Origin of the sequence: Solwaraspora sp. WMMA2065 (genome assembly GCF_030345075.1) — a bacterium.
Taxonomy (GTDB): domain Bacteria; phylum Actinomycetota; class Actinomycetes; order Mycobacteriales; family Micromonosporaceae; genus Micromonospora_E.
In genome coordinates this window covers 4,334,070-4,357,849 of record NZ_CP128361.1, presented here as the reverse complement: position 1 = coordinate 4,357,849, position 23,780 = coordinate 4,334,070, and the positions used below count along the sequence as shown (strand labels likewise).

The following is a 23,780-nucleotide window of genomic DNA, read 5'->3' as shown; positions in this document are numbered from 1 at the left end:
CTTCGCATGACCTTGCGTACCTGTGTCCGTATCGCCGTCGCGGTGGTGGCGCTCGTACCGCTGGCGGGCTGTGCGACCTCGGGGTCGCCCGACGCCGCCCCGAGCGCTGTCGGGCAGCCGACCACGACGGCGACCACCGGCGCACACCTGGTCGAGCTCCGACGCCTGGAGGAAAGCTTCGACGCCCGGCTCGGCGTCTACGCCGTCGACACCGGCACGGGCCAGACTGTCGAACACCGGGCAGACGAGCGGTTCGCGTACGCCTCGACCTTCAAGCCACTCGCCGCAGCCGCAGTGTTCGACCAGACCACCGGCGCCGAGCTCGATCAGGTGATCCGTTACACCGCCGACGACCTGGTCACCTATTCACCGATCACGGAACAGCACGTCGACACCGGCATGCCGCTGCGCGACATCGCCGACGCGGCGATCCGGTACAGCGACAACACCGCCGGCAATCTGTTGCTGGAGCAGCTCGGTGGCCCAGACGGCTTCGAGAAGCGGCTGCGGGAGATCGGCGACGACGTGACCGATCCGGACCGCTGGGAGACCGAGCTGAACGACTACACCCCGGGCGACCCCCGGGACACCAGCACCCCGCGGGCGCTGGCCGGAAGCCTGCGGGCGTACGCCGTCGGCGACGCGCTCGCCACGGACGACCGGGACCTGCTGGTCGACCTGTTGGTGGCGAACACAACCGGTGACGAGCTGATCCGGGCCGGCGTGCCGGATGGCTGGCGCGTCGGAGACAAGACCGGTGCCGCCGGATACGGCACGCGCAACGACATCGCCGTGATCTGGCCGCCGGCCGGCCAACCGATCGTGCTGGCGGTGCTTTCCGACCGGGAAGGCCCGGATGCCGGGTACGACAACGCGCTGATCGCACAGGCCGCGCGGGTCGTCGTCGCCGAACTGCGGCCGTGAGATCCGGGTCCGGCTGTGAGACCCGGGTTCGGCCGAGAGACCCGGCCGGTCGTAAGACCCGGGTGGTCCGGACCCGGGTCAGTCGGGTGCCAGGCGGTGGGTGAGTGCGGTGTGCCGGCGGCCTGCCCCGGCGGTTCGGACCGCGATCGCGATCGCCTTGCGCGAGCCGACCAGCACGACGAGCTTCTTCGCCCGGGTCACCGCCGTGTAGAGCAGGTTGCGCTGCAGCAGCGTGTACGAACTCATCGTCACCGGGATGACCACCGCCGGGTACTCGCTGCCCTGTGAGCGGTGCACGGTGATCGCGTACGCGTGCTGCAGCTCGTCCAGCTCGTCGAACTCGTACTCGATGTCCTCGTCCTCGTCGGTGCGGACGGTGAGCTTGCGGTCCTCGGTGCTGACCGCGGTGACGACTCCGATGGTGCCGTTGAAGACTCCGGCGGTGCCCTTGTCGTAGTTGTTGCGGATCTGGATGACCTTGTCGTTGATCCGGAACACCCGGGCGCCGTGCCGCCGCTCCGGCCGGTCGTCGCGCGGCGGGGCAAGCGCCTCCTGCAGGGCGGTGTTCAGGTTGCCGGCGCCGGCCGGGCCCCGGTGCATCGGGGCGAGCACCTGGATGTCGCGGGCCGGCACCCGGAACTTGCGCGGGATCCGCCGGGCGACGATGTCCACCACCAGGCCGGCGACCGCCTCCGGCTCGTCGGCCGCGAACAGGAAGAAGTCGGCCATGCCGTCGGTGCGCGGCTGCTCGCCGGCGTTGATCCGGTGCGCGTTGACCACCACCCCGGACTCCTGGGCCTGCCGGAAGATCCGGGTCAACCGGACCTGCGGTACGGCCGGGGCGGCGAGCACGTCGCGCAGCACCTCGCCGGCACCGACCGACGGCAACTGGTCGACGTCGCCGACCAGCAGCAGGTGGGCACCGGGTGCCACCGCCTTGACCAGCTTGTTGGCCAGGATCAGGTCGAGCATCGAGGCCTCGTCGACGACGATCAGGTCCGCGTCGATCGGGTTGTCCCGGTCGTACGTCGGATCGCCGCCCGGCCGCAGTTGCAGCAGCCGGTGCACGGTTGCCGCCGGGTGACCGGTGAGCTCGGTCATCCGTTTCGCCGCCCGGCCGGTCGGCGCGGCCAGCACGATCTTGGCACCCTTGGCGGCGGCCAGCGTGATGATCGACTTGACGGTGAACGACTTGCCGCAGCCCGGCCCGCCGGTGAGCACCGCCACCTTCGAGGTCAGCGCCAGGCGTACCGCCTGCTCCTGCTCGGGGGCGAGGTCGGCGCCGGTGCCGGCGCGCAGCCAGGCCAGCGCCCGGCCCCAGTCGACGTCGGCGAACGCCGACAACCGGTCGGCCCGGTGGTGCAGCAGCCGCAGCAGGCTGCCGGCCAGTGAGCATTCGGCGCGGTGGAACGGCACCAGGTAGACGGCCGGGATGATGCCGCCCTCGCTGGTCGGGTTCGGCACCGCCTCGCGTACCACGCCTTCCTCCGTGACCAGCGCGGTGAGCGCGTCGCGGACCAGTTCGACGGCGACGCCGAGGATGCCGGCGGCGTCGGTGCACAGGTTGGGCTCCGGCAGGTAGCAGTGGCCGTGGTCGGCGGCCTCGGAGAGGGTGTACTGGATGCCGGCCTTGATCCGTTCCGGGCTGTCGTGCGGGATGCCGACTGCCTGGGCGATGGTGTCGGCGGTCTTGAACCCGATGCCCCAGACGTCGGCGGCCAGCCGGTACGGCTCGTTGCGGACGACCGAGATCGACCCGTCGCCGTACTTCTTGTAGATCCGTACGGCGAGCGAGGTGGTGACCCCGACCCCCTGCAGGAAGATCATCACTTCCTTGATCGCCTGCTGTTCGATCCACGCCTTGGCGATCAGGGAGGTCCGTTTCGGCCCGAGACCGGGCACTTCGACCAGCCGGCCAGCCTCTTCCTCGATGATTCGTAGCGTGTCGGCGCCGAAGTGGGCGACGATCCGGCCGGCCATCTTCGGCCCGATCCCCTTGATCAGGCCGGATCCGAGGTACCGCTCGATGCCCTGCACGGTGGCCGGCAGCACCGTGGTGTACGAGTGGACCTCGAACTGTCGGCCGTACTTCGGGTGCGACCCCCACCGGCCGACCAGCCGGATGCTCTCCCCCGGCTGTACGCCGAGCAGCGAGCCGACCACGGTCAGCAGGTCGGTGCCGGACCGGTCGGTGGCGACCCGGGCGATGGTGTAGCCGGTCTCCTCGTTGGCATAGGTGATCCGTTCCAGGACCGCCTCCAGCACCGCTGCCGGGTGTCGGGCCGGGTGCGCGGCCGGGGGCGTGGCTGGCGGCGTGGTCGGGGGCGCTGCGGAGGGCGTGGCCGGGGCGGCGGTGGGTCCGGTGGTGGCGGTCACCGGTCGATTATCCGACCGGCGTGTCGGCGTACCCGCTCGCCTGCAGCTCGAACAGTTCCCGGTACAGCCCGTCGGCGGCGAGCAGCTCGTCGTGCGTACCGGCCTCGACCAGCCGACCCGACCGCAGCACGTAGATCCGGTCGGCCTGACGGACGTTCGCCAGCCGGTGAGTGATCAGTACGACGGTCCGGTCCGGCCGGCGGCGGAGCTGCTGGAACAGAGCGTGTTCGGCGCGGGCGTCCAGCGCCGCCGACGGTTCGTCGCAGATCAGCAGCGGCGCGTCGCGGTAGATGCCGCGGGCGGCGACCAGCCGCTGCCACTGGCCACCGGACAGGTCGTGGCCCTCCCGGAAGTTGCGGTCGAGCAGCGTCCGATACCCCCGGGGCAGGCTCTCGATCATGTCGTGGGCGGTGGCGGCCGTCGCGGCGTCTACCATGGACGGCCGTACCCGGTCGCCCGCTGCCTGGTGGTGGTCCGGACGACCGGGCTCAGCCTGGTCGTGGCCTGGCCGGCCGATGGTGATGTTCTGCCCGGCGGTGAACGGGAACCGCCACCAGTCCTGGCTCACCACCGCGACCTGGCCGGCGAGCCGCTGCGGGTCGATCTCGTCGATGTCGACGCCGTCCCAGCGGATGGTGCCGCTGCTCGGCCGGTACAGCCCGGCGATCAGCTTGGCCAGCGACGACTTTCCAGAGCCGTTCTCGCCGACCAGCGCGACCACCTCACCCCGACGCAGGGTCAGGCTGACTCCGTCGACCGCCGGCCGGTCGGTGTCCGGGTAGCTCAGGCTGACGCCGTCCAGCTCGATTTCGTCGTACCCGCCGATCCGCCGGCCGCCGGCCGGTGGCACCTGCCGGTCGGCGCGGGCCAGGAAGTCGCGGTAGTCGCGGTAGTACAGCGCGTCCTCGTACAGCGCGTTGGTGGCGTGGATGGCGGTGTTCAGGTTGGCCCGGGCCGCCTGGAGCGCGATCATCGCGGTGGCGGCGGCGGCCAGCGGGATCATGCCGACTAGGAGCAGACCGCCGAGTACGGCGTAGACGACGAAGGCAGCGGTACCGCTGAACGCACCCCCGACGACCCGGGTGCCGGTCTGCGCCCGCACCAACCGCAGCTGGGCCCGGGTCTCGGTGGTCATCGTGCGGTGATACTCGCCGAGCAGGAAGTCCCGCATCTGGTAGGTGCGGATTTCCGCAGCGGTGTGCCGGTTGGCCATCAGGTGGGCCAACATCCACATCCGCCGCCGCCGGGTGATCCGGGCCAGCAACGCGAGGTACTCGCGGCGGGCGATCCGAATGGCGGTGACGGCGGCCGGTACCGCCGCCAGCAGCAGACACGGCAGCAGCAGCGGCTCGATGACGGTGACCGCTGCGGCGGTGGCGGCCACCCCGACGACCCCGGTGGTGAGGTTCACCGCGTCATCGACAATGGACGCCGCTTCGACGGTGCCCCGGTCGCGGGCCCGGTCCATCTCCTCGGCGAAGCCGGCGTCGTCGAACGCGGCCAGCTCCACCGACGTGGTGGCCTCGAACAGCCGTAGCTCGGCCCGGTAGGTGACCTGTGGCATCAGCCGGGCCTGGGCCCAGCCGGCGGCGATGGTCAGTCCGCCCCGGGCCGCCACGGCGAGCGCGGCGACGGCGAGCGCCGGGGCGGCCGCGCGGATCCGGTCCGGCGTCGGCCCGGAGGCGAACAGTTCCCGCAGTACGCTGCTGGTGGCCAGCAGCCCGAAGGTGGTCATCACCCCGGCCACGACGTTCAGCCCGATCGCGGCGACCGTGTCGCGTGGGCTCACCGACCAGGCCAACTTGACCGCCTCGGCGAGGATTCCGGGCAGCCGGCGGGCGACCGTCCAGAAGCTGGTCTCGGCGAACCCGCGGGCGTGGTGCATCCAGTCCGCGTCGGCGAGTTCGGGCAGCGCCTCGCCGTCGTCGGGGAAGCCGTCGGATGGTTGCGCGGCAGCGGAAGCTTTCTGCTGAATAGGCCACATACGTCCGAATCCTTTGTCGTCGGCCTGCCGCAGGGGCGGACGGAACGTAGCGTGGAGGCTACTGAAGGATATGTGGTCGGTGATGCCGGTGAGTGTCGTACCGGCTATCCATGGCAAACTTTCGATCGGCTGGCGAACGGCCGCCCACCGCGCCGGTGGCGAACGGCCGCCCACCGCGCCGGTGGCGAACGGCCGCCCACCGCGCCGGTGGCGAACGGCCGCCCACCGCGCCGGTGGCGAACGGCCGCCCACCCCGACGGAAGAAGGCCACCGACCGATGGACCAGCAGCAACTGCAGACGCTCCGACAGCTGTACGTGCGACAGCGCATCCGGTTGATGGTCAACCAGTACGAGGTCCGCGCCGTCGGCCCGGACGGCGCACCCGGGCCGCTGCTCGCCTTCGCCCAGCAGAAGCGGCTGGCCTTCCGCGAACAGGTCACCCTCTACGCCGACGACCAGCGCCAGCGGCCCGTACTCGGGTTCAAGGCCCGGCAGGTGATCGACCTCGGGGCGACCTACGACGTGACGGATGCCGCCGGCCACCCGATCGGACTGTTCCGTAAGGACTTCGCCCGGTCGCTGCTGCGCTCCACCTGGCACCTGGAGCAGCCCGGCATCGGGGTGGCGACCGGCGCGGAACGCAACATGGTGGTCGCCCTGCTGCGCCGGTTCAGTGACCTGCTTTCCTGGCTGCCGTACCACTTCGACTTCACCATCGACGGCCAGCCGGCCTTCTCCGTGGTGCGCAGGTGGGGCCTGCGGGACAACTACCAGGTCGACATCCATCACCCGCAACTGGACCGTCGGCTGGTGATCGCCATGGCCGTCGCGCTGGACGCCCTGCAGTCGCGGTGACCCGCCGATCCTGCCCCGGGGCGGCCGGTGGTGCCGTCCCGGCAGCCGGGCCGGGGAGGCCGCTGGCGTACCGGCTTCACTAAGATATCGATTTGTGATGGCCGGATGTGGGCAAGCGACCACCAGTCTGGACCGGCGGCTGCGGCAGACCCGGGAGCGCCACTTCGTCGGCCGAGCCGCCGAGCTCGCCCTGCTGCGGCAGGCGTTGGAGCGCGCCCCCGAGCCGCTCGGAGTGCTCTACCTGCACGGGCCGGGTGGCATCGGCAAGTCCACCCTGCTGCGGTACTTCGGGGACGAGGCGGCCGCCGCCGGACGACGGGTGGTGCATGTGGATGGAAGGGCGGTCAGTCCGTCTCCGGCCCGGTTCGAGCTCGCCGCCGCTGATGCGCTGGCCGACGAGACGGCGGTGCTGCTGGTCGACTCATTCGAGCACTGCCAGGGGCTGGAGGACTGGCTGCGGGACCGGTTTCTGCCCCGACTGCCGGAGTCCGTCCTGGTGGTGCTGGCCGGCCGGGGCGGCCCCGGGCCGCAGTGGCGGGCCGATCCGGCCTGGCGTGACCTGCTGAAAGTGATCCCGATGGGCAACCTGTCCCGGGAGCACGCCGTCGCGCTGCTCAACCGCCGGGGCGTACCGCCGGATCTGCACCCCTCGGTGTTGTCGTTCGCCGGCGGCCACCCGCTGGCGCTGCGGCTCGCCGCCGAGGTCGCGGTCACCCACGAGGCCGCCGCCACCGCCGCCTGGCGGCCCAGCCTGAACGTGGTGGAGACCCTGCTCACCCAGCTGATCGGGGAGACGCCGTCGCCACTGCACCGGCAGGCGCTGGAGATCTGCGCGCACGCCCAGACGACCACTGAAGGACTGCTGCGGGCGGCCCTGGACTGCGACCCCGGGCCGATCTTCGCCTGGCTGCGTGAGTTGCCGTTCATCGAGTCCGACGCCCGCGGCCTGCGCCCGCACGATGTGGTCCGCGACGCGCTCAACGACGACCTGCGCTGGCGCGACCCGCAGGGCTACGAGACCATGCACCGGCGGCTGCACGCCTACCTGCTCGAGCAGGCGTTGGCCGCCACCGGGCCGGCGGTGCTGCCGGCGGTCGGCGCGATGATGTACCTGCAACGGCACGCGCAGGAGATCCGCCGCTACTTCACCTTCGCCGGCGAGGGCGAGGCCTACGAGGATCCGTACCAGCCGGCGGACCGGTCGACGGTGCTGGACCTCGCAGGTGAGGCCGAAGGCCCGGAGTCCGCCGCGCTGGTCGGCTTCTGGCTGGACCGCCGGCCCGAGGGCTGCCACGTCTACCGCAGTTCTGCCACCGGCGAGGTGGTGGGCTTCATGATCTGGCTGGACCTGGACGACCCGCAGCCGGCCGAGCTGGAAACCGATCCGGTCGTCGACACCGCCTGGCGGCACTGCCGGGCCAGCGCCCCGCTGCGCGGCCGCGAACACATCGGCCTGGCCCGGTTCATGGTGCATCGCCCGCCCTACCAGCGGCCGTCGCCGGTGACCGACATGATCCAGATGCGGATGCTGGCCCACTACCTGCATGACAAGGGTCTGGCCCTGCACTATCTGGTGCTGCACGACGCCGAGTTCTGGGGGCCGAACCTGGCCTACTTCGACGACCATCCGGTCGAGACGGTGCCGCAGGTCGGCGGACGCCCGTACCACCTGTTCTTCCACGACTGGCGGGTCACCCCGCTGATGCACTGGCTCGATCACAACCAGCAGCAACTGCTGTACGGGCTGCAGCCTCGTCCCGCCCGGCCCGGTGCCGACCTGCTGGTGCTGTCCCGCCCCGAGTTCGACGCCGCGGTCCGGTCCGCGATGCGGGCCTGGCGCCGCCCCGACGCACTGGCCACCAACCCGCTGGTCCGTACGCGGCTGGTCGCCGAACGTCCGGACGGCGACCCGGTCGACGCTTTACGGGGCGTCCTCGGCGCCGCGCTCGACGGCCTGCGTGACGACGTCCGGTCACACCGGGTGCTGGTCACCACGTTCGTGCACGGCACCCCGACGCAGGAGGCGGCAGCGGACCGGCTCGGTCTGCCGTACAGCACCTACCGGCGGCACCTGACCCGGGCACTGGACCGGATCAGCGACGCCCTGTGGCACCGCGAACTGCACGGCGGACCTGCACGGGCCCGACCGTAGCTGAGCGACGGTCCGGTTACGACTCCCGGCGCCACAACAGCTCACAGACCCGGTCGATGGCGGCCCGCAGATGCCGCTTGTACGTGCTGGCCGGCAGGCCGAGCCGGTCCGCCGCCGCCTCCTGGGTGGTCGGCCCGGCGAGGTAGGTGGCGGACAGCACCCGGTACAGCTTGGCGTCGCGGGGGTCGTGCCGCAGCGACTCCGCCGTGTCGGTCAACAGCGTCCGCAGCGTGTCCACCGGGTCCCGGACGCTTGCCTGATCGGCGTCGGAGCCACCCCCGGGGTCGACCACCAGCCGGCTGCCGGTCAGCGGGTTGGCCCGCAGCGCCGACCCGTCGTGCAGCCGTCGCAGCGCCGACCGGACCGCCGCGTCGAAGTCGGGCCGGGACAGCACCGTATGGACCGGGGTCGCGACAGTGGTGGTCGCGGCCGTCGAGGACCGGACCGGCGCGGCGGTCAGCGGCCACGCGGTCACCCGGGCCGCCCACACATCCACCGGGACCGCCCGCCAGTCGTGCGCGTACAGGTCGTACGCTCGGCCGTCCACCACCGGCCGGGGCCGGACCGGCTGGTGGTCGATGAACTCCGCCACCCCGACCGCCTCGTCCGCCAGCGTGAGGAACGACCAGGCGAGACGCTCCGAGCGGATCCACCACTGAAGGGTCCGGACGTGCATCAGATTCCGGACCGCGGAGCGCCGCCGCGCCGCCAGCGGGTAGCTGAACCGGGTGAGCAGGATGTGTTCGCCGGCCCGTGGCTGCGCGGCTGCGGCATGCCGCCACACCGCCGCGACCACCGGGTCGGCGGCGACCTCGTCCGGATCCGGACCGGTCAGCCGCAGCGTCACCTGGAACCCGGCGATGGCCCCGTCGTGCGAGCGCCGGTACACGTCGAACGCCTCCGGCTGGCGGTCCAGCCAGAAGCCGACCAGATCGTCGGCGCCGTCGCCGGATTCCCGCACGATCCGTCGCAGGGTGGCGTGGTCGCCGGGTGCCATCCGGTCCGGGTAGACCGCGCCGCCGCCGTGGCGCAGCGCGAACGGCGCCATCACGGCGGTGTCCTGCAGGATGTGGTACAGCGAGCGGACCGCCGGTAGGACGGCATCGCCGCTGGCGGCCCGTGCCCGGTGCAGCAGGTGGGCCGCCACCCGGGCGTGCATCACCTGGTAGCCGTGCGGGTCCCGCCAGCGCAGATCCGTGTCCAGCACACTGCGTACCACGTCGTGCGGGACGACCCCATCACGGTCACTTTGGACGAATGGTAGCCGGCGCAGCCAGGCGAACAGCTCCGCCGCCGCCTCGCCGACCACCGAACGCAGCAGGTCCTCGGTGGTGGTCAGCGCGTGTGAGCAGGTCTCCAGCGCGAGCCGGTGTCGCGCCGACGGCAGCTCGCCGACCAGATGGTGCAGCAGGGTCGCGACGACGTCCGGGGTCGGCGTCCAGGTGGCGGCGGCCCGGCGGTCACCGACGGCGACCGCGGCGGAGAGGTTGAGCGCGAGCGGATGGCCGCCGGCGAAACGCAGCACCGCGTCCCAGAGTTCACGTGGTACGCCGCGCCGGTCCAGCAGCTCGGTCGCCGCGGCCGGTGGCAGGCCGCTGAGGCTCTCGACCCGCAGTACGCCGGACCAGCCGAGGTCGGCCTGCCACTCGCAGTCCGGTGCCTGCCGGCTGGCGACCACCACGACGACCCCGTCCGGGATGCGCGGCAGGAACCGGTCCCGCAACCAGCCTTCCAGGCCCTGGCAGCGTTCGAACGTGTCGACGAGCAGGACGGCCGGCGCACCGCTGAGCGCGGCGTAGGCTGCTGCGGTGAATCCGGCCGGGGACGGGTCGATGCCGGCACCGTCGACCTGGACGACGATCCGGCCGGCGTCGCGGGCGAGGGCCGAGAACCGACGCAGCAACATGGACTTGCCGATGCCGCCGGGGCCGTGCACGAACCACACCGGACATCCGTCGGGCGTGCCGGCGAGCGCGGCCCGGAAGGCGTCCAGTTCGGCGGTACGGCCGACGAACGCCTCCTCGCGGGCCGTTCCCAGTCGGTTTGCCAGCCGCCCAGCCACCGCACCCCCCGTGATCTGGTCCACCCGGCATACTACGGTGGGTTACCGCCGGTGCTGAACGGCAGCCCGGCTGCTGCGTCGAGTGGTCGACCCGCTTCGCTGGCCGGTAGCAGCCCGTCGCGCCAAGTGTCCGTCTGGGTGTCCCCGACGGTCCAAATTGGCGATCAGGGCGGCCACCGGTCTGGACCGTGTTCACGCTGACTCCCCGCACTTGTCGGTCCCTGACGGCGTCGCCCGCCCGGCGGGTCGCAGCTCGTCGCCGCCGACGGCGACGGACTCGCCGGTGATCTCCAGGCGCAGCCCGTCGGCGGTCGCGGTCAGCCCCTGGTACGCCAGCCCGGCCGGCAGCTCGGGCAGTTCCCGTTCGATCCGGCGTTCGCCGAGGGCACCGGCGCCGACGGCACCGGCCAGCTGGTCGGCGGAGCGGCGCAGCCCGAATACCTCGACCTCCACCGGCTCGATCCGCAACATCCGGCCGTCGAGCACGGGTACGGCGTACACGGTCACCGGCACGGCCTGGCCGAAGCTCGTCGCTATCAGGTCGACGATCAGCTGGCCGTTGCCGCTGCCGCGAATCTGCACGTCGGCCCCGGAGAGCAGACCGCCGCCGGAGTCCGCGGCCTCGCCGTCGGACCGGTCCTCGGTCCCGCTGTCGGACCGGTTGCCGGCCAGCGCGTCCAGTCGCGTGAGGTCGACCGTGAGCGCGGCGTACAGCCGACCGATCCGGATCTCGACGGGGCCCGACCCGGTGGAGCCGGCACCGGCCGCCGCCAGGTCGCCGTCGATCTCGACGTCGGACACCTCGGCGGTGACCCCGGCGATCGGCAGGTCGCTTTCGCCGAAGCGGTCGGCGGTGACGGTGAGACCGGCGAACCGGCCCGCCAACGCCTGCGTCACGAACGGGAAGCCGTTTACGTCGACCTGCGGCGGCTCGGCCAGCCCGAGGACACAGCCGACGGCGTCGGCGAGCCGGCCGCCGACCACCCCGGCGGCGATCCGGTCCGCGACGACCAGACTCCCGGGGATCAGCAGCGCCGCGGTGAGCAGCAGCCATCCCCGTCGGTTGCGAGGTCTCCAGATGCGCATGCCCCGATCACACCCGGCCGGGGTGCAAGCCGGACGTGAGTTCGATGAGAACCCGTTAAGAACTGCCCGCACCGCTGCAACCGCACCCGCTCGTCCCGTGGTTCCGGGCGGCGGCTGAAGCTGTAGGTACTATTGTTGAGTTGTAGGCACAGTTAGGGGGTCAGGTTGAGCACCGTGTCCGTACGTGAATTCTCGTACAACCCGAGTGCCATGTTCGCCAGGGTCGAGCGTGGCGAAACGCTCGAGGTCACCCGGCACGGCACCGTGATCGCCGTGCTGCTGCCTGGTTCGGCCGCCCTCAGCCGCTACTCGCCGCTGGTCGCGAAGGGCCTGATCAGACTCGCCACGACCACGACGAGCGACCTGGACCAGATCCCGCACTTCGACGTACCAGAGGACGTGTCACCGCTGGACCTGCTGCTCGAAGCCCGTGAGGACGAGGACCGTTGATCTACCTTGACTCCTCGGCTCTCGTCACCCTCGTCTCTGGCCGGTCGTACGCGCCCGAGTTGCGCGAGTACCTTGCCGATCAACCTGCGGCACCGATGGCCACGTCGACCCTCGGGTTCGTCGAGACCGTCCGTACCCTCGACACGATCGGTGACTACCCCGACATGATGTCGGATCTGCTGCGCAACTTCACCGAGATCCTGCTGACCGCCGAGGTCCGGGACGCCGCCGCGCTCATACCATCAGGTGCGCGGTCCCTGGACGCGATCCACATCGCAAGCGCCCAGGTGCTGGGCGACGCCCTGACGGTCCTGATCAGTTACGACAAGCGGATGCTGGACATCGCCCGCACGATCGGACTACCGACAGCCTGCCCCGGTCTCAGCTAGGTCGCTGGGTCGGGTACGGCGTTACTAGCCCAGGCCTGCTCGGCCGCAGCACTTCTTGTACTTGGCGCCCGACCCGCACCAGCACGGATCGTTGCGTGCCGGCGGCCAGACGATCGTGTCCTGGTCGGCGGCCAGCCTGGCGTACCGGGTCTTCACCGCTGAGTCGAGCGGCGACTCACCGATCCGCTCGGCGAACTCCGACAACCCGGCAACCGTGGCTGGCACCACGCGGATGGCCGGCACCCCGCTTTCGGCCAGGCCGCGCCAGCGACGCTCCGCCGCCGGGAAGTACACCTCGTCAGGGTCGACGTACGCGTCGGGCCACCGGCGGCGGGCCTCGGCCCGCTCGGCGCGCTGAAACACCAGCAGCCGCAACTGGTCAGGTATCCGACCCGACTCGAAGTGCTCACGCGCCTCGTCCAGGGTCGTCGGCAGTCCGGTCGGCTCGGCCATCCGCTGCGCCGGTGCCGCCGGAGCTATCTCGTCGGTGGCGTCGGCCGGCAACCCGAGCCGGCGCCGGACCTCGCGGCGGCCCCAAACCAGCACCGACGACATCTGCATCCAGCCGTTCGGCCCGCGCAGCGCCTCGAGATCGTCCGCCGTCAGGCGAGCGACGGCCCGGTCGTACCAAACCAGCGCCGCCGGCAGGTCACCGCGTTCAGCCAGCAACTCGGCGACAAGGGTGCACTGCGCCTGACCCAGGTCGGGGTCGCGGGCGAGCCGGGCCAGCTCCTCGTACGCCTCGCTGTCCGCCCCGGCCTCGAACTCGATGCCGGCCAGGTCGCATCGCGCGTAACAGCCGTCCTCGCCGCCCGCCGCGATCAGCTCGGCCAGCAGCTTGCGTGCCCGGTCGAGTCGGCCGGCCACCCGCCACGCCTCGGCCGCTTCCAGCAGGAGCTCGGCCCGCTCGTTCGGATACTTCTCCGCGTCGGCCTCAAGCGCCGCCGCCCGCGCGGCGGCCTGGTTCGCCGGTTTCGTCGCCACGGCCGGAGACCGTACCCGTTGCGCCCGCCGACGTCACCGCGACACTCCCGCCCGGCGCTGCTCGTCAACCGCAAGCCGCTACGGGGGTGCGAGGGAGCATCCTGGCAGCGGAGTCCGGTAAGTGGTACCGTATCCGGTACAAGATTGAGGAGGAGTCGTGGCGGCGGCGATCAGTGCGAGCGAGGCCCGTAAGACCCTGTTCCCGCTCATCGAGCGGGTCAACGAGGACCACACCCCGATCGAGATCGTCTCCAAGCGGGGCAACGCAGTGCTGGTGAGCAAGGAGGACTGGGATTCGATCATGGAGACGAACTACCTGCTCCGGACGCCTGCCAACGCGAATCACCTGATGGAGAGCATCGACCAGTGGCGGGCCGGGACCGCCGTCGAGCGTGACCTGGGTCTCGACGAGTGAAGCTCACCTGGACCGACAACGCCTGGTCCGACTACCTGTACTGGCAGACCCAGGACCGCAAGACGCTGAGGCGAATCAACGCCCTGATTTCCGACATCAAGCGGGACCCTGACGGGCCAGGCATCGGCAAGCCCGAGATTCTTCGGAACAACCTTGCCGGCCTGCGGTCGCGGCGCATCGACGATGAGCACCGTCTGGTGTACGCGGTCGAGCAGGGGGCAATCACTGTCATTTCATGCCGCTACCACTACGAGTGACGCCAGCGGCACCGGCCGGTCCAGCGGGGACGGTGAACCAGATGGTGGTCCCGCCGCCGGGAGTGGTGTCGGCACCGACCTCGCCACCGAGAGCCCGTACCGCGTCGGCGACGATCGCCAGCCCGAGCCCGCTGCCCTCGGTGGCGCCGCCCGCCGCGCCTACCCGGTAGAAGCGGTCGAAGACCCGTTCGGCGGCCTCCGGCGTCAGCCCCGGCCCGGTGTCCGACACCGCCACCCGCACCCGGCCGGCGGCGGCGCGCACCGACACCTCGGCGTTCGCCTCGACCGGCGTGTGCGCCCGTACGTTGGCCAGCAGGTTCGCCAGCACCCGCCGCAGCGCGTCAGTATCGCCGGCGACGAGCAGATGCGGTGGCGAATCCAGCGCGATCACCCGTTGCGGTTCGACGGCGAGCGCGTCGGCGACCGCGTCGCGGGCCAGCACGGCGATGTCGACCGGCTCGTCCTGCAACTGCGGCTCGGCGTCCAACCGGGCCAGAAACAGCAGATCGGACACCATCTTGGACATCCGGGCGGCCTCGTCGTCGAGCCGGCGCAGCACGTCCGGCCGGCGCCGCTCGTCGACCATGCCGCCGCGCAGCAGCTGGGTGTAGCCGCGGATCACGGTCAGCGGGGTGCGCAGCTCGTGCGACGCGTCCGCGACGAACGACCGCATCCGCTGTTCGGATCGCTCCCGCACGGCCAACGCGGCGAGGATCCGGTCCAGCATGCCGTTGACCGCCAGGGTCAGCCGGCCCGCTTCGGTACGCCGTACCCGTCGGGGGTCGTCGGTTATCGGCACCCGGCGGTCCAACTGCCCACCGGCGATCGCGTCGGCGGTCCGCGCGATGTCGTCCAACGGCCGCATCCGGGCCACGATCAGCATCCGGGCCAGAAACGCCAGCAGTACGGCGACCGCCACCGACACCAGCACCTCGATGCCGAGCAGCCGCGCCACGGTCTCCCGGACCGGGGCCAGCGGCAGCCCCAGCAGCACCACACCGGGGCCGGCGTCGACGGTCACCACCCGGTACCCCCCTTCCGGCGTGGTGATGCTGGTCAGCGGGGACCGCCCGCCGGGCGGCGGGGCCGGTGCGGCGTCCAGCAGCGGGGTCGCCGGCACCGGCGCGGTCGACGCGAACCGGGTCAGCTCGCCGTCACCGGTGCGGAACTCCACCAGAAACTCGGTGGGGCCGATCACCGCGCGTACCGTCTGGTCCCGCAGGTCCCGCTCGCCGACCCGGGCGATCTGCCGGCTGCCGCTGGCGACCAGCGCGGCGGCAGTGGTGAGCTGTTCGTCGGTGCGGTTCATCAGCTGCTGGCGCATCGCGACCGCGCTGACCACGCCGGTGATCAGCAGCGCGGCGCAGGTGAGCGCCACGGTGGCGGCGATCAGCGACCCGCGCAGCGACCAGCGCGGTGCCCGCCGGGTGCGGCTGCGCGGCAGCACGGCTCACCCCTGCACGGCGGTACGCAGCGCGTAGCCGAAGCCGCGGTGGGTGACGATCAGCGGCTCACCGAGCGGGTCCAGTTTGCGGCGCAGGTAGCCGATGTAGGTGTCGACGACATTCGACTCACCACCGAAGTCGTAGCGCCACACCGCCTCCAGGATCTGACTGCGGGACAGTACCCGACCGGAGTTGAGCATCAGGTAGCGCAGCAGTTTGAACTCGGTCGGCGACAACTGCACCGGTGCGCCGGCCCGGGACACCAGCAGGGTGTCCTCGTCCAGCTCCAGGTCGGCGTAGCGCAGCACGGAGCCGGCCCGGCCGGCCGTACCAGCCGGATCGCCCGGCCCGGCGGGGCCGTCCCGGCCGGCGGGACCGTCGCGCCCGGCGGGACCGGAGCCGACCCGGCGCAGCACCGCCCGTACCCGGGCCAGCAGTTCCTCCACCGCGAACGGCTTGGTCAGGTAGTCGTCACCGCCGAGGGTTAGCCCGGAGACCAGGTCGCGGCGGGCGTCGCGGGCGGTCAGGAAGACGATGCCGAACCGGTGGCCGCGTTGCCGTAGCCGCCGGCACAGGTCGAAGCCGTCGCCGTCGGGCAGCATCACGTCGAGTACGACGAGGTCCGGTCGACCCGACTCGGCGAGCTGCTCCGCCTGCGCCACCGTGGTCGCGGAGTCGACGGCGAAACCGTGGAAGGTGAGCACGGTGACCAGCATGTCGACGATGTTCGGCTGGTCGTCGACGACCAGGATGCGCGCCGATGTGTTGCCCATGTCCGCTGATCAGATCACGCCATCATGGGAGAAGGATGAGAACCGGCGGCACCGGTCAGCCGCGGCCCGTCACAGGCAGCACCAGCAGTAGAGGTGGTCACCGGCGTCGCGGGTCCGTCGGGCGAGACCGGCGATCGCCTCGATCACCGGGACGAGCTCGTCCTCGGGCAGGGGGCCGGAGTGGATGAACTCGTCGATCCGACCCCAGCGCGCCGACAGCTCCGGCAGCTGACCGCCGGTGATCGAGGCGAGGGCGTCCCGGGTGGCGTCGTCGAGGCCGAACAGCCACGGGCCGTGCCGCTCCGGGCTCCAGATCAGTCGGCTCTGCACCAGGCTGGCCCGCCAGGGCGCGTCGCGGACGAAGCTGACGAGCTGACCGAGAGCGACCGGAGGGTCGATCCACTTGAGGTCGACGGCGTCCACGGCAACGCCGCCGGCACCGTCGATGTCGCCGCTGCCGGCAGCGCGGGCGACCGGCCCGCCGTCGAGCTCGCCCATCAGCGCGATGGCCGCGTCGTCGTCGACGGACCGGAAGTAGTCGTACAGCACACCCATGCCGGTCACCTCACCACATCGATGCGACGGGAAATCAGGCAACCGATCGCGGTACGCGGCGCGTCTGCGACGAGAGGTCGTCGCCACCGCGCGGGCTCTGGTCGCGTACCGTGCTGCGGGTGTCCGACGCCGACTTCCTGACCACCACCCGGGACTCCTACGACGCGATCGTCGGCGAGTACGCCGAGGCGGTGAAGAGCGAGCTGGACGAGTCGCCGCTGGACCGGGCCATGCTCGGCATGTTCGCCGAACTGGTGCGCTCGACGGGCAACACCGCGGTCGCCGATGTCGGCTGCGGGCCGGGCCGGGTCACCGTGCTGCTGGCCGGGCACGGACTGGACGCGTTCGGGGTCGACCTGTCCCCACGCATGATCGACCACGCCCGCCGGGCGTACCCGGGGCTGCGGTTCGAGGTCGGCTCGATGCTCGATCTGGATCTGCCCGACGGTGGGCTCGGCGGGTTGCTCGCCTTCTTCTCGATCATCCATCTGCCGTGGCAGCGGCGGTCGCAGGCGTTCGCCGAGTTCCATCGGGTGCTGGTGCCGGGCGGCTACCTGATGTTGGCCTTCCAGATCGGCGACCACGTTCGGCACCGGGAGGAGTTCGAGGGTAAGCGGATTGACCTGCGCTTCCACCGGCAGCGGCCGGCTGAGGTGGCGCGGTTGCTGACCGGAGCCGGTTTCCAGGTCCTGGTGACCGTCGAGCAGACTGCGCCAGCGCCGGACCGGCCGCCGCTGGGCATGCTGGTCGCCCGCAAACTCTGACCGGTGGGGACGATGTCCAGCTGGTCGCCGTCCAACTTGTCTGCTGAGCCTCGACGCCGGCAGCCCAGTGGCGGTGAAGGGGGCCGAGTTGTTCGGGCGCTACGGGGCAGCGTGTGCATCGCCTCTCCCCGCGCCTGTCGGTACGCATCGAGTGGAGGGTCCAGGCACGTAATTCATCGGGGATGACGTGCCCGGACCCTCCACTCGACAACGTGCCGGGCGTGACAGCCCGACGCACGCCGGGCTCGGCGGCGAATGGTGGGGCATGATTGGATCGGGCGGGACATCCAGGCCGCCGCACTTCCGACCGGAACGACGGCTGGGGCAGCGGTCGACTGGAGGCCGCCGAACCGCCAGAGGGCTTCCCCGCCGGCGAAGTCGCCCACTAAGCGTCCGCCCAGACCGTGTCACCCGGCGAGTACGCCGTCGAAATCCTGGTCGAGCAGGACGTGGTGCTCGGCGCGGGAGTCGGCGTACGTCCCGAGCCGGTCAGCTTTCCGTGACGCGTGGCTCGCGGCATGTGCGGATGTTCAGGGGATGGGCGATCGTCTGGCAATGTTGGCCGGGTGCATCTGACGGAAGAGTTCGAGTGGCGCGGACGTGAGGTCCGATGGTGTCGGACGGGTTCTGGGCCCGACGTCGTGTTCTGCCATGGGACGCCGTGGTCCTCGCAGTTGTGGGGCTCCTACGCCGAGGCTCTGAGCGCCCAGTTCACGGTTCACCTGTGGGATATGCCCGGTTACGGGCAGTCCTCAAAGTTCCCAGATCACCGGGTGTCTCTGGACGTCCAGGGTGAGTTACTGGCTGACCTCGTCTCGCATTGGGAGCTGCCGTCCCCGCATGTCGTAGCTCACGACTACGGCGGCGCCGTCGCGTTGAGGGCCCTTCTCTTGCATGGCTGTTCGTTCGCGTCGTTGGCGCTCGTCGACGTGGTGGCGCTGGCTCCCTGGGGGTCGGACTTCTTCCGGCTTGTGCGCGACAACGCCGAAGCTCTCAGCGCGCTGCCGAAGGCCGTCCACGAAGGAGCGCTCCGGGCCTACATCGCAGGAGCTAGTCACATGGGCCTGAGGCCTAGCCAGTTGCAGGACCTCGTTTCTCCCTGGCTGGACACCGACGGGCAAGCCGCGTTCTACCGACAGATCGCCCAGGCGGACCAGACCTATACGGACGAGATTCAGGGTCTCTACCCGCGTCTGGACTTGCCCGTTCTGGTGGTGTGGGGCAAGAACGACACGTGGATCCCTGTCGACCGTGCTCACCTACTGACAGAACTCATCCCGGGCGCTCAACTCGAGCTGATCGATGGGGCGGGTCACCTGGTCCAGCTTGACCAGCCCGTACAACTGGCCACGACGTTGCACGGTTGGCTCACCTCTCAGGCCACGAGGACTTGATGCGGTTCAACATCCGCTCATCGGCACGACAGCACACCGATCGTTGTGACGCATCGTGACGCTCGGATCGCGGAAGATGTGCGCATACAGTCATGGGCGGTAGAGACAGCCCTCCGCAGCGGAATCGCCGCCGCCTTGCTCGCCGCACACCTGCGCTGGTTTGGGGATTCCCCGGCGAACGAGACGACGGGAAGTCTACGGCTCAACAGACTAGATCGCGCCAGAACTCGACGCTTGCCTTCGGCTCCCACGGAGTTTCGCTTACGCCAACGTTACCGAACTCCCGGTCGACGTAGTCTGCCAGATGCAACCCGTAGTAGATGATGTCGGTCTGCCACATCGAAAGCACCGGGTGGCCGAAGGCCCCGGACTCACCAGGGAGATACCGGTGCCCATACACCGGTACCATCTTCGGAACCTGCGTCAGCGAGCGCGTCGCTGTCGCCAATGCCGATGCGGTGCCGCTTGGCCTTGAACCCCAGCTGCTGTGCCAGAAGCCGTTGTTCTCGACGTCGAACAGCACCCCTTCGCAGGGCCAGTACAGCAGGCTGCGCAGCTTGTCACGGTCCCCGTTACGCCAGTTCGGCCACGGCTTCGGGTGTGTGTAGATCACGCCCGGCTCGCGCGGCTCGGGGCGGGTGTTCACCGGTAGTCCTGCGGACAGAAAGGCTCGATGGTCAACGGCGAAACGGAACCCGAATTCTTGCTCGATCCGGTCGAGTTCCGAGTCGGTCAGCCCGGGGTCGACCGCACAGACGGATCTGAGCCGTAGCCGCCGCATCGCTTCCTGGCCAAGACGGCGGCCATCCTCAGCATGTTGATCGAGCCCTACTACCACGACGCGAAACTCTACCTCGTGCACGCGCCCTGGACCGGTGCCGTCGTCATCGCGCCGAGGTGCTGACGTCGGTAACAGCCGAACGCACTCGACACTTTGGCCATGTACACGCAAAGTGACGCCTGATCGGCGGCATGAGCGAAGCGACAGGTTGATCGCCGACGCAGCGCCCGCCTCCGACCGACCGGACGGTGCTCGACCTGCTGCATGCCCCACCGAGGGCGCACGCATCGCGACGACTCGATCGCGGCAGATCAGTTCGTTGCCCTCACAAGCTTCTCAAGGGTGTCGGCCAGCTCGGACACGTCACGACGCCCATCGAGCTTGGTCGTGGCGCCGCGTCGCAGACGAGGCTCGACGGTCCGACATACCCGTCACCAGGACCCTCGCCACGCACGCATGATATCGATCAAAGCAGCACCTCATGCTCAGGAGCACCTCGCGGCCAGATGTGGCGCAGGATGCGGCTTCGCGGCATGAGCGGATCTCGCTGTACCGCCCCGACACCTTCAACCGCCGGGGCGGCCCGTGGCGGCAGGTTCAGATCCGGACGCCGCGATCGGCGACATTGCTTCGAGTGGAGGGCTCAGGCACGTTACTCGCCCGAATAACGTGCCTGAGCCCTCCACTCGACGGCGGACCGAGACTCGACGGACCGAGGTGCGCGCTTCTCGGCATGAGCGCGCGCTGGTGCCCGCCCGATCCGGAAACAGCTGATGCGTGCCAGGAGGCTCGGCCGGCCGCCCGTCCCAAGCTGTACGGACTCTCGGCGGCGAGTGCGGCCGCTCGGACGTGCTGAGGGCCGACGCCCTGCACGTCGAGTGGCGGATGCATCCGGCGGATAGGTCGGCGCCGATGCGCGCCGGCTCTGCGTCCTCCTCCAAGGAGGCCGGTGTCGGGGTGGTCAATGGCCGGCGGTGCTGACCTGGGTGATGAAGGTGGACCAGGCGGTGGGGGTGAAGGTGAGGGTGCCGCTGGTGCGGTTTTTGCTGTCGCGGACCAGTACCTGGCCGGGCAGGTTGTCGGCGACTTCGACGCATGCGCCGCCGTTGCTGTTGCTGCGGCTGGCGGTGCGCCACGCTGGCTGGGTCATAGCTTGCCTGCCGATCCTCGCGATCAGGCGACTGGCCCGGGTGACCAGCCGGGGGTGGGAAGTGTCGACCGGCGCTGCGGTCCTGCCCTGGCCCGGCATAGGCGCAGGGCAGGACCGCAGCGTGGTGTCGGGTGGTCAGTGGTGGTGGGTGGTGGCGGCCTGGGCGATGAAGGTGGACCAGGCGGTGGGGGTGAAGGTGAGGGTGCCGCCGCTGCGGTCCTTGCTGTCGCGGACCAGCACCCGGCCCGGCAGGTTGTCGGCGACCTCGACGCAGTTACCGCCGTTGCTGTTGCTGCGGCTGGCGGTGCGCCACGCTGGCTCGGTCATAGCTCCTCTGCCATCCTCGCGATCAGGTCTCGGGACATGTCTTGGGGTAATGCCACCGAGCGTATCGCCTCCCAGGCGTTGACGAAGGCGGCGACCTTGGCCGGCTCCTCGTAGGTGCGGCCGTCCACCGGGTTCTCCGCGTAGGCCACCGTCGCCCCGCCCGGCAGCGTGGCTAGCGCGAAATTGCCCAGCTGGCCGATGTAGAGCCCGGCGTCGACCGGCACCACGTGCAGCAGCACCCGGTCGCGCCGCGACATGTCGACCAGGTGCAGCAGCTGCTCCTTCATCATCACCGGGTCGCCCCGGCGTAGCGCCGCCTCGTCGACGATGAACGAGGTGACCGGCGGCGTCCGGCGGTCGAAGACGGCCACCTGGCGAGCCAGCCGGTGGGCCAGGCGCTGCTCGGCCACCTCCGGCGGGTGCAGACCGACGGCGAGCACCGCGCGGGCGTACGCCTCGGTCTGCAACAGCCCGGGGACGTAGGTCGACTCGTACCCGCGCAGCATCTCGGCCTGGGCCTCGTACTCCGGCCACGGCTGAAACCAGTCCGGCGGCACGGCGTTGCGGGCGTCTGCGGCGGTCTCCTGCACCAGGGTGCCGCTGCCGAAGACATCGTCGATCTGCTCGGCGGTGTCCGGCAGGGGGATCTGCCGGGCCGTCTCGAACTTGGCGATAAGCGAGGTGGAGACGCTCAGCCGTTGCGCCAACTGCTCCTGGGTCATGCCTCCGTTGAGCGTGCGGAGGAACTTGAGAGTGCGAGGAACCCCGTTGCTGCTCACGAATTACCGGTCCTTCCCGATTCAAGATCGAAATTTCGGAACGGGTTCTGTTGGTGGGAATCCTTCCACTGCTGGCGCTGCGGGTCCAGGGTGGATCTGCTGACAGCAGAAAAATCGGGAGGGATTCGATGATCAATAAGGTGGTAGCCGCCGGGGCGGACCCGGACGACGACCCGGTGTTGCGGCACGCAAGGGAGACCGCCGAGAAGCATCTGCCGAGGCGGATCGGCGAATGCCCGACGTGCGGATCGGTGGCGTTCTGCGCACCGTTCACCATGGCCCTGGCGATCCTCGACCGGCGCGACGTGCCGCGAGCACGGCGGATCCGGACCGTCCTCACCGTCGCCGGCCTGTCGCCGCCGGAGTTCCCGCACCCGCCGGAGAGCGGCGACGACGGCCGGAGCGGCAACGGCGGCGGGTGGTGTGAAATTGTCCGGTGAACCGTTGATCAAGGTCGGCGACGTGTTGCGTCTGCGCGCCGAAGACTGGGCATTCGGCAACGGCCCGGTGGCGATCCGGGTGTCACATCTGCGGCACGGTCACGACATTCCACACGTGACCATGATCGCGGTGATGGGCACCTTCGTCAGCGGCCCCCGCGCCGGCCAGATGATGCTGCTGTCGGTGTTCAAACACGCCTTGCGGCGGCCCGGCGTCGTCGAACGTGACGGCCATACCCCCGAATCTCGCTCCTGACCAGAAACACCCTGACAGCGATCCCGTCGAAATGCGAAAGGCGGTTCCACCGTGCGCAGGCTTCTCCACCTCGTCCTGTTCCCCCGGCGTACCCGGCGGCAGTCCCGGCCGCACACCCGCAACGCCGGCACCCGCCACTACCGCGCTGCGGCCCGGCCGTCGATCAGCCCGGGGCTGGTCCGCGACCGCCAGTTCCTGGACCGCACCCGGCGCGGTCTCGACCCGGCCGAGGTACGCGCCTTCTTGCACCTGGTCGCCGACGAGCTGGCCACGGTGCGGGCCGAGCTGGCGATGACCCGCGACGAGAACGTACGGATCAAGCAGGCGCTGCGGGACTGGCAGTCGCGGCAGTTCCAGGCCCGGATGCCGGCGTAGGCCGTCGGCCTGTGACCACGAAGGGAGCCACGATGGTCCACCACACCGGGGCCAGGGCCGGGACCGGGACCGCCGCTTGGGCCGACGCCGCAATGACGCTGCCGTTGCCGGCGGTGCACCTGCGGAGACCATTGCTGGCCGACGAGTTCTTCCTGCTGGCGCAGGACGCGGTGACCGGTCGGCTGCGGCTGCCGGACCGGGCGGTCGGGTTCGGTCTGGCCGCCGCGCTGCTGGTGGACCTGGTCGACGCCGGGGCGCTGCGGGTGCGCGACGGCCGGCTCTGGCTGGTGGCGCGGCACGTGCCGGTGGACGCGCTCGGCGGCTGGGTCCTGCGTTGGACGGCCGCCGAGCCGGGGTACCGGCGGGTGGGCACCTGGTTGGCGCTGCTGGCGCCCGGCGCTCATCAGCAGGTCGCGCGGCGGCTGGTCGCGGCGGGCGTGGTGCGGCGCCGGACGGTACGCCGCCTGCTGGCCACCGCCGTGCGCCATGTGCCGGTCGACCCGAACCGGGCCGGGTGGGCGTGGGCCCGGCTGACCGTACGGCTGCAGCGCGGCGAGCCGTTGCCCGACCTGGAGGCCCGGCTAGCCGGGCTCTGCCTGGTCACCGGGCTGGACGACGCCCTGCTCACCGGTCTCCCGGCGGCGGCCCGTCGGCACCTGCACCGGGAGACCTCCGGACGACTGCCGACCGAGGTCGGCGAGCTGTTCACCATTGCCCGGAATCGCCTCGACGGCGCATCCCACCGCCGCCGGAGCGGCCGATGGCGTCGCGGACCAGCGGGCTGAGCGCTCCACCGACCTGCTGCG

The 23,780-nt window shown here is 70.8% G+C and carries 25 protein-coding genes; 13 read left to right on the top strand and 12 right to left on the bottom strand.

What is annotated here, in order from left to right; all coding sequences use genetic code 11:
* Positions 1 to 6: 6 nt before the first annotated feature.
* Positions 7 to 924, top strand: a complete 918-nt coding sequence (gene bla, locus O7610_RS19820) for a class A beta-lactamase (protein ID WP_281552147.1) — start codon at positions 7 to 9, stop codon at positions 922 to 924.
* Positions 925 to 1,002: 78 nt separating this feature from the next.
* Here the strand turns inward: bla and recD2 are convergent, their stop codons facing one another.
* The gene (recD2, locus tag O7610_RS19815; RefSeq protein WP_281555753.1) at positions 1,003 to 3,189 is read right to left on the bottom strand and encodes an SF1B family DNA helicase RecD2; all 2,187 of its coding nucleotides are present in this window, start codon (positions 3,187 to 3,189) and stop codon (positions 1,003 to 1,005) included.
* A 118-nt stretch (positions 3,190 to 3,307) separates the two neighbouring features.
* On the bottom strand, positions 3,308 to 5,284 hold the full coding sequence (locus tag O7610_RS19810) for an ABC transporter ATP-binding protein (protein ID WP_281552146.1): 1,977 nt from the start codon (positions 5,282 to 5,284) through the stop codon (positions 3,308 to 3,310).
* Between the two features lie 277 nt (positions 5,285 to 5,561).
* Between O7610_RS19810 and O7610_RS19805 the strand changes: the two genes are divergently transcribed.
* On the top strand, positions 5,562 to 6,140 hold the full coding sequence (locus tag O7610_RS19805; protein ID WP_281552145.1) for an LURP-one-related family protein: 579 nt from the start codon (positions 5,562 to 5,564) through the stop codon (positions 6,138 to 6,140).
* 97 nt (positions 6,141 to 6,237) lie between these two features.
* A complete protein-coding gene (locus O7610_RS19800) occupies positions 6,238 to 8,292 on the top strand; it encodes an AAA family ATPase (protein WP_281552144.1) in 2,055 nt (684 codons plus the stop codon).
* Positions 8,293 to 8,308: 16 nt separating this feature from the next.
* Here the strand turns inward: O7610_RS19800 and O7610_RS19795 are convergent, their stop codons facing one another.
* Entirely contained in the window at positions 8,309 to 10,378 is a 2,070-nt protein-coding gene (locus O7610_RS19795; RefSeq protein WP_281552143.1) for an AAA family ATPase, read from the bottom strand.
* Positions 10,379 to 10,546: 168 nt separating this feature from the next.
* A complete protein-coding gene (locus O7610_RS19790) occupies positions 10,547 to 11,440 on the bottom strand; it encodes an LmeA family phospholipid-binding protein (RefSeq protein WP_281552142.1) in 894 nt (297 codons plus the stop codon).
* A 174-nt stretch (positions 11,441 to 11,614) separates the two neighbouring features.
* Between O7610_RS19790 and O7610_RS19785 the strand changes: the two genes are divergently transcribed.
* Positions 11,615 to 11,890, top strand: coding sequence for a type II toxin-antitoxin system Phd/YefM family antitoxin (locus O7610_RS19785; protein ID WP_281552141.1), 276 nt, complete (start codon positions 11,615 to 11,617; stop codon positions 11,888 to 11,890).
* Positions 11,887 to 12,279 (top strand): type II toxin-antitoxin system VapC family toxin, encoded by a 393-nt coding sequence (locus O7610_RS19780; protein WP_281552140.1) that lies wholly within the window; start codon positions 11,887 to 11,889, stop codon positions 12,277 to 12,279. Before O7610_RS19785 ends, O7610_RS19780 begins: the two co-directional genes overlap by 4 nt.
* A gap of 24 nt (positions 12,280 to 12,303) precedes the next feature.
* On the opposite strand, the gene O7610_RS19775 is transcribed toward O7610_RS19780, so the two are convergent.
* Positions 12,304 to 13,263 (bottom strand): SEC-C metal-binding domain-containing protein, encoded by a 960-nt coding sequence (locus O7610_RS19775; RefSeq protein ID WP_289211514.1) that lies wholly within the window; start codon positions 13,261 to 13,263, stop codon positions 12,304 to 12,306.
* A 157-nt stretch (positions 13,264 to 13,420) separates the two neighbouring features.
* Here O7610_RS19775 and O7610_RS19770 point away from each other — a divergent pair, with 157 nt between their 5' ends.
* A complete protein-coding gene (locus tag O7610_RS19770; RefSeq protein WP_278173223.1) occupies positions 13,421 to 13,678 on the top strand; it encodes a type II toxin-antitoxin system Phd/YefM family antitoxin in 258 nt (85 codons plus the stop codon).
* Positions 13,675 to 13,935: a Txe/YoeB family addiction module toxin gene (locus O7610_RS19765; protein ID WP_281552138.1), complete on the top strand. Its 261-nt coding sequence runs from the start codon at positions 13,675 to 13,677 to the stop codon at positions 13,933 to 13,935. Before O7610_RS19770 ends, O7610_RS19765 begins: the two co-directional genes overlap by 4 nt.
* Here the strand turns inward: O7610_RS19765 and O7610_RS19760 are convergent.
* The 3 genes from O7610_RS19760 to O7610_RS19750 all read right to left on the bottom strand — a co-directional run bounded on the left by O7610_RS19760 (position 13,907) and on the right by O7610_RS19750 (position 16,708).
* Positions 13,907 to 15,382, bottom strand: coding sequence for a sensor histidine kinase (locus O7610_RS19760; RefSeq protein ID WP_289211513.1), 1,476 nt, complete (start codon positions 15,380 to 15,382; stop codon positions 13,907 to 13,909). The two genes, O7610_RS19765 and O7610_RS19760, sit on opposite strands and share 29 nt — an antisense overlap.
* A gap of 3 nt (positions 15,383 to 15,385) precedes the next feature.
* Positions 15,386 to 16,153 (bottom strand): response regulator transcription factor, encoded by a 768-nt coding sequence (locus O7610_RS19755; protein ID WP_281552135.1) that lies wholly within the window; start codon positions 16,151 to 16,153, stop codon positions 15,386 to 15,388.
* 69 nt (positions 16,154 to 16,222) lie between these two features.
* Entirely contained in the window at positions 16,223 to 16,708 is a 486-nt protein-coding gene (locus O7610_RS19750) for a hypothetical protein (protein ID WP_281552134.1), read from the bottom strand.
* A gap of 119 nt (positions 16,709 to 16,827) precedes the next feature.
* On the opposite strand from O7610_RS19750, the gene O7610_RS19745 reads away from it, so the two are divergent.
* Together O7610_RS19745 and O7610_RS19740 are read left to right on the top strand one after the other, a co-directional pair.
* Positions 16,828 to 17,472 carry a class I SAM-dependent methyltransferase gene (locus O7610_RS19745; protein WP_289211512.1) on the top strand — a complete coding sequence of 215 codons (645 nt, stop codon included), beginning with the start codon at positions 16,828 to 16,830 and terminating at the stop codon, positions 17,470 to 17,472.
* 641 nt (positions 17,473 to 18,113) lie between these two features.
* Positions 18,114 to 18,866: an alpha/beta fold hydrolase gene (locus O7610_RS19740; RefSeq protein ID WP_289213648.1), complete on the top strand. Its 753-nt coding sequence runs from the start codon at positions 18,114 to 18,116 to the stop codon at positions 18,864 to 18,866.
* A 202-nt stretch (positions 18,867 to 19,068) separates the two neighbouring features.
* On the opposite strand, the gene O7610_RS19735 is transcribed toward O7610_RS19740, so the two are convergent.
* From O7610_RS19735 to O7610_RS19720, 4 genes are all read right to left on the bottom strand, one after another.
* Positions 19,069 to 19,647 carry a hypothetical protein gene (locus O7610_RS19735; RefSeq protein WP_289213647.1) on the bottom strand — a complete coding sequence of 193 codons (579 nt, stop codon included), beginning with the start codon at positions 19,645 to 19,647 and terminating at the stop codon, positions 19,069 to 19,071.
* Between the two features lie 961 nt (positions 19,648 to 20,608).
* Complete coding sequence (locus tag O7610_RS19730) at positions 20,609 to 20,797, bottom strand: DUF397 domain-containing protein (protein ID WP_289211511.1); 189 nt, start codon at positions 20,795 to 20,797, stop codon at positions 20,609 to 20,611.
* Between the two features lie 135 nt (positions 20,798 to 20,932).
* The gene (locus tag O7610_RS19725; RefSeq protein WP_289211510.1) at positions 20,933 to 21,124 is read right to left on the bottom strand and encodes a DUF397 domain-containing protein; all 192 of its coding nucleotides are present in this window, start codon (positions 21,122 to 21,124) and stop codon (positions 20,933 to 20,935) included.
* Complete coding sequence (locus O7610_RS19720; protein ID WP_281552131.1) at positions 21,121 to 21,903, bottom strand: helix-turn-helix domain-containing protein; 783 nt, start codon at positions 21,901 to 21,903, stop codon at positions 21,121 to 21,123. Before O7610_RS19720 ends, O7610_RS19725 begins: the two co-directional genes overlap by 4 nt.
* Positions 21,904 to 22,031: 128 nt before the next feature.
* On the opposite strand from O7610_RS19720, the gene O7610_RS19715 reads away from it, so the two are divergent.
* The 4 genes from O7610_RS19715 to O7610_RS19700 are packed head-to-tail and all read left to right on the top strand — an operon-like array spanning position 22,032 to position 23,759.
* A complete protein-coding gene (locus O7610_RS19715; RefSeq protein ID WP_289211509.1) occupies positions 22,032 to 22,343 on the top strand; it encodes a hypothetical protein in 312 nt (103 codons plus the stop codon).
* 4 nt (positions 22,344 to 22,347) lie between these two features.
* On the top strand, positions 22,348 to 22,599 hold the full coding sequence (locus O7610_RS19710; RefSeq protein WP_289211508.1) for a hypothetical protein: 252 nt from the start codon (positions 22,348 to 22,350) through the stop codon (positions 22,597 to 22,599).
* Between the two features lie 51 nt (positions 22,600 to 22,650).
* Positions 22,651 to 22,974, top strand: coding sequence for a DivIVA domain-containing protein (locus O7610_RS19705; RefSeq protein ID WP_475048257.1), 324 nt, complete (start codon positions 22,651 to 22,653; stop codon positions 22,972 to 22,974).
* Between the two features lie 32 nt (positions 22,975 to 23,006).
* On the top strand, positions 23,007 to 23,759 hold the full coding sequence (locus O7610_RS19700) for a GOLPH3/VPS74 family protein (protein WP_289211507.1): 753 nt from the start codon (positions 23,007 to 23,009) through the stop codon (positions 23,757 to 23,759).
* Positions 23,760 to 23,780: the final 21 nt, after the last annotated feature.

Excerpts from the sequence above, each read along its gene's own strand:
- O7610_RS19790 (WP_281552142.1), bottom strand. The coding sequence starts at position 11,440 with ATGCGCATCTGGAGACCTCGCAACCGACGGGGATGGCTGCTGCTCACC.
- O7610_RS19730 (WP_289211511.1), bottom strand. The coding sequence starts at position 20,797 with ATGACCCAGCCAGCGTGGCGCACCGCCAGCCGCAGCAACAGCAACGGC.
- O7610_RS19800 (WP_281552144.1), top strand. The coding sequence starts at position 6,238 with ATGGCCGGATGTGGGCAAGCGACCACCAGTCTGGACCGGCGGCTGCGG.
- O7610_RS19725 (WP_289211510.1), bottom strand. The coding sequence starts at position 21,124 with ATGACCGAGCCAGCGTGGCGCACCGCCAGCCGCAGCAACAGCAACGGC.
- O7610_RS19755 (WP_281552135.1), bottom strand. The coding sequence starts at position 16,153 with ATGGGCAACACATCGGCGCGCATCCTGGTCGTCGACGACCAGCCGAAC.
- O7610_RS19805 (WP_281552145.1), top strand. The coding sequence starts at position 5,562 with ATGGACCAGCAGCAACTGCAGACGCTCCGACAGCTGTACGTGCGACAG.
- O7610_RS19750 (WP_281552134.1), bottom strand. The coding sequence starts at position 16,708 with ATGGGTGTGCTGTACGACTACTTCCGGTCCGTCGACGACGACGCGGCC.
- bla (WP_281552147.1), top strand. The coding sequence starts at position 7 with ATGACCTTGCGTACCTGTGTCCGTATCGCCGTCGCGGTGGTGGCGCTC.
- O7610_RS19700 (WP_289211507.1), top strand. The coding sequence starts at position 23,007 with ATGGTCCACCACACCGGGGCCAGGGCCGGGACCGGGACCGCCGCTTGG.
- O7610_RS19810 (WP_281552146.1), bottom strand. The coding sequence starts at position 5,284 with ATGTGGCCTATTCAGCAGAAAGCTTCCGCTGCCGCGCAACCATCCGAC.
- O7610_RS19735 (WP_289213647.1), bottom strand. The coding sequence starts at position 19,647 with ATGCGGCGGCTACGGCTCAGATCCGTCTGTGCGGTCGACCCCGGGCTG.
- O7610_RS19715 (WP_289211509.1), top strand. The coding sequence starts at position 22,032 with ATGATCAATAAGGTGGTAGCCGCCGGGGCGGACCCGGACGACGACCCG.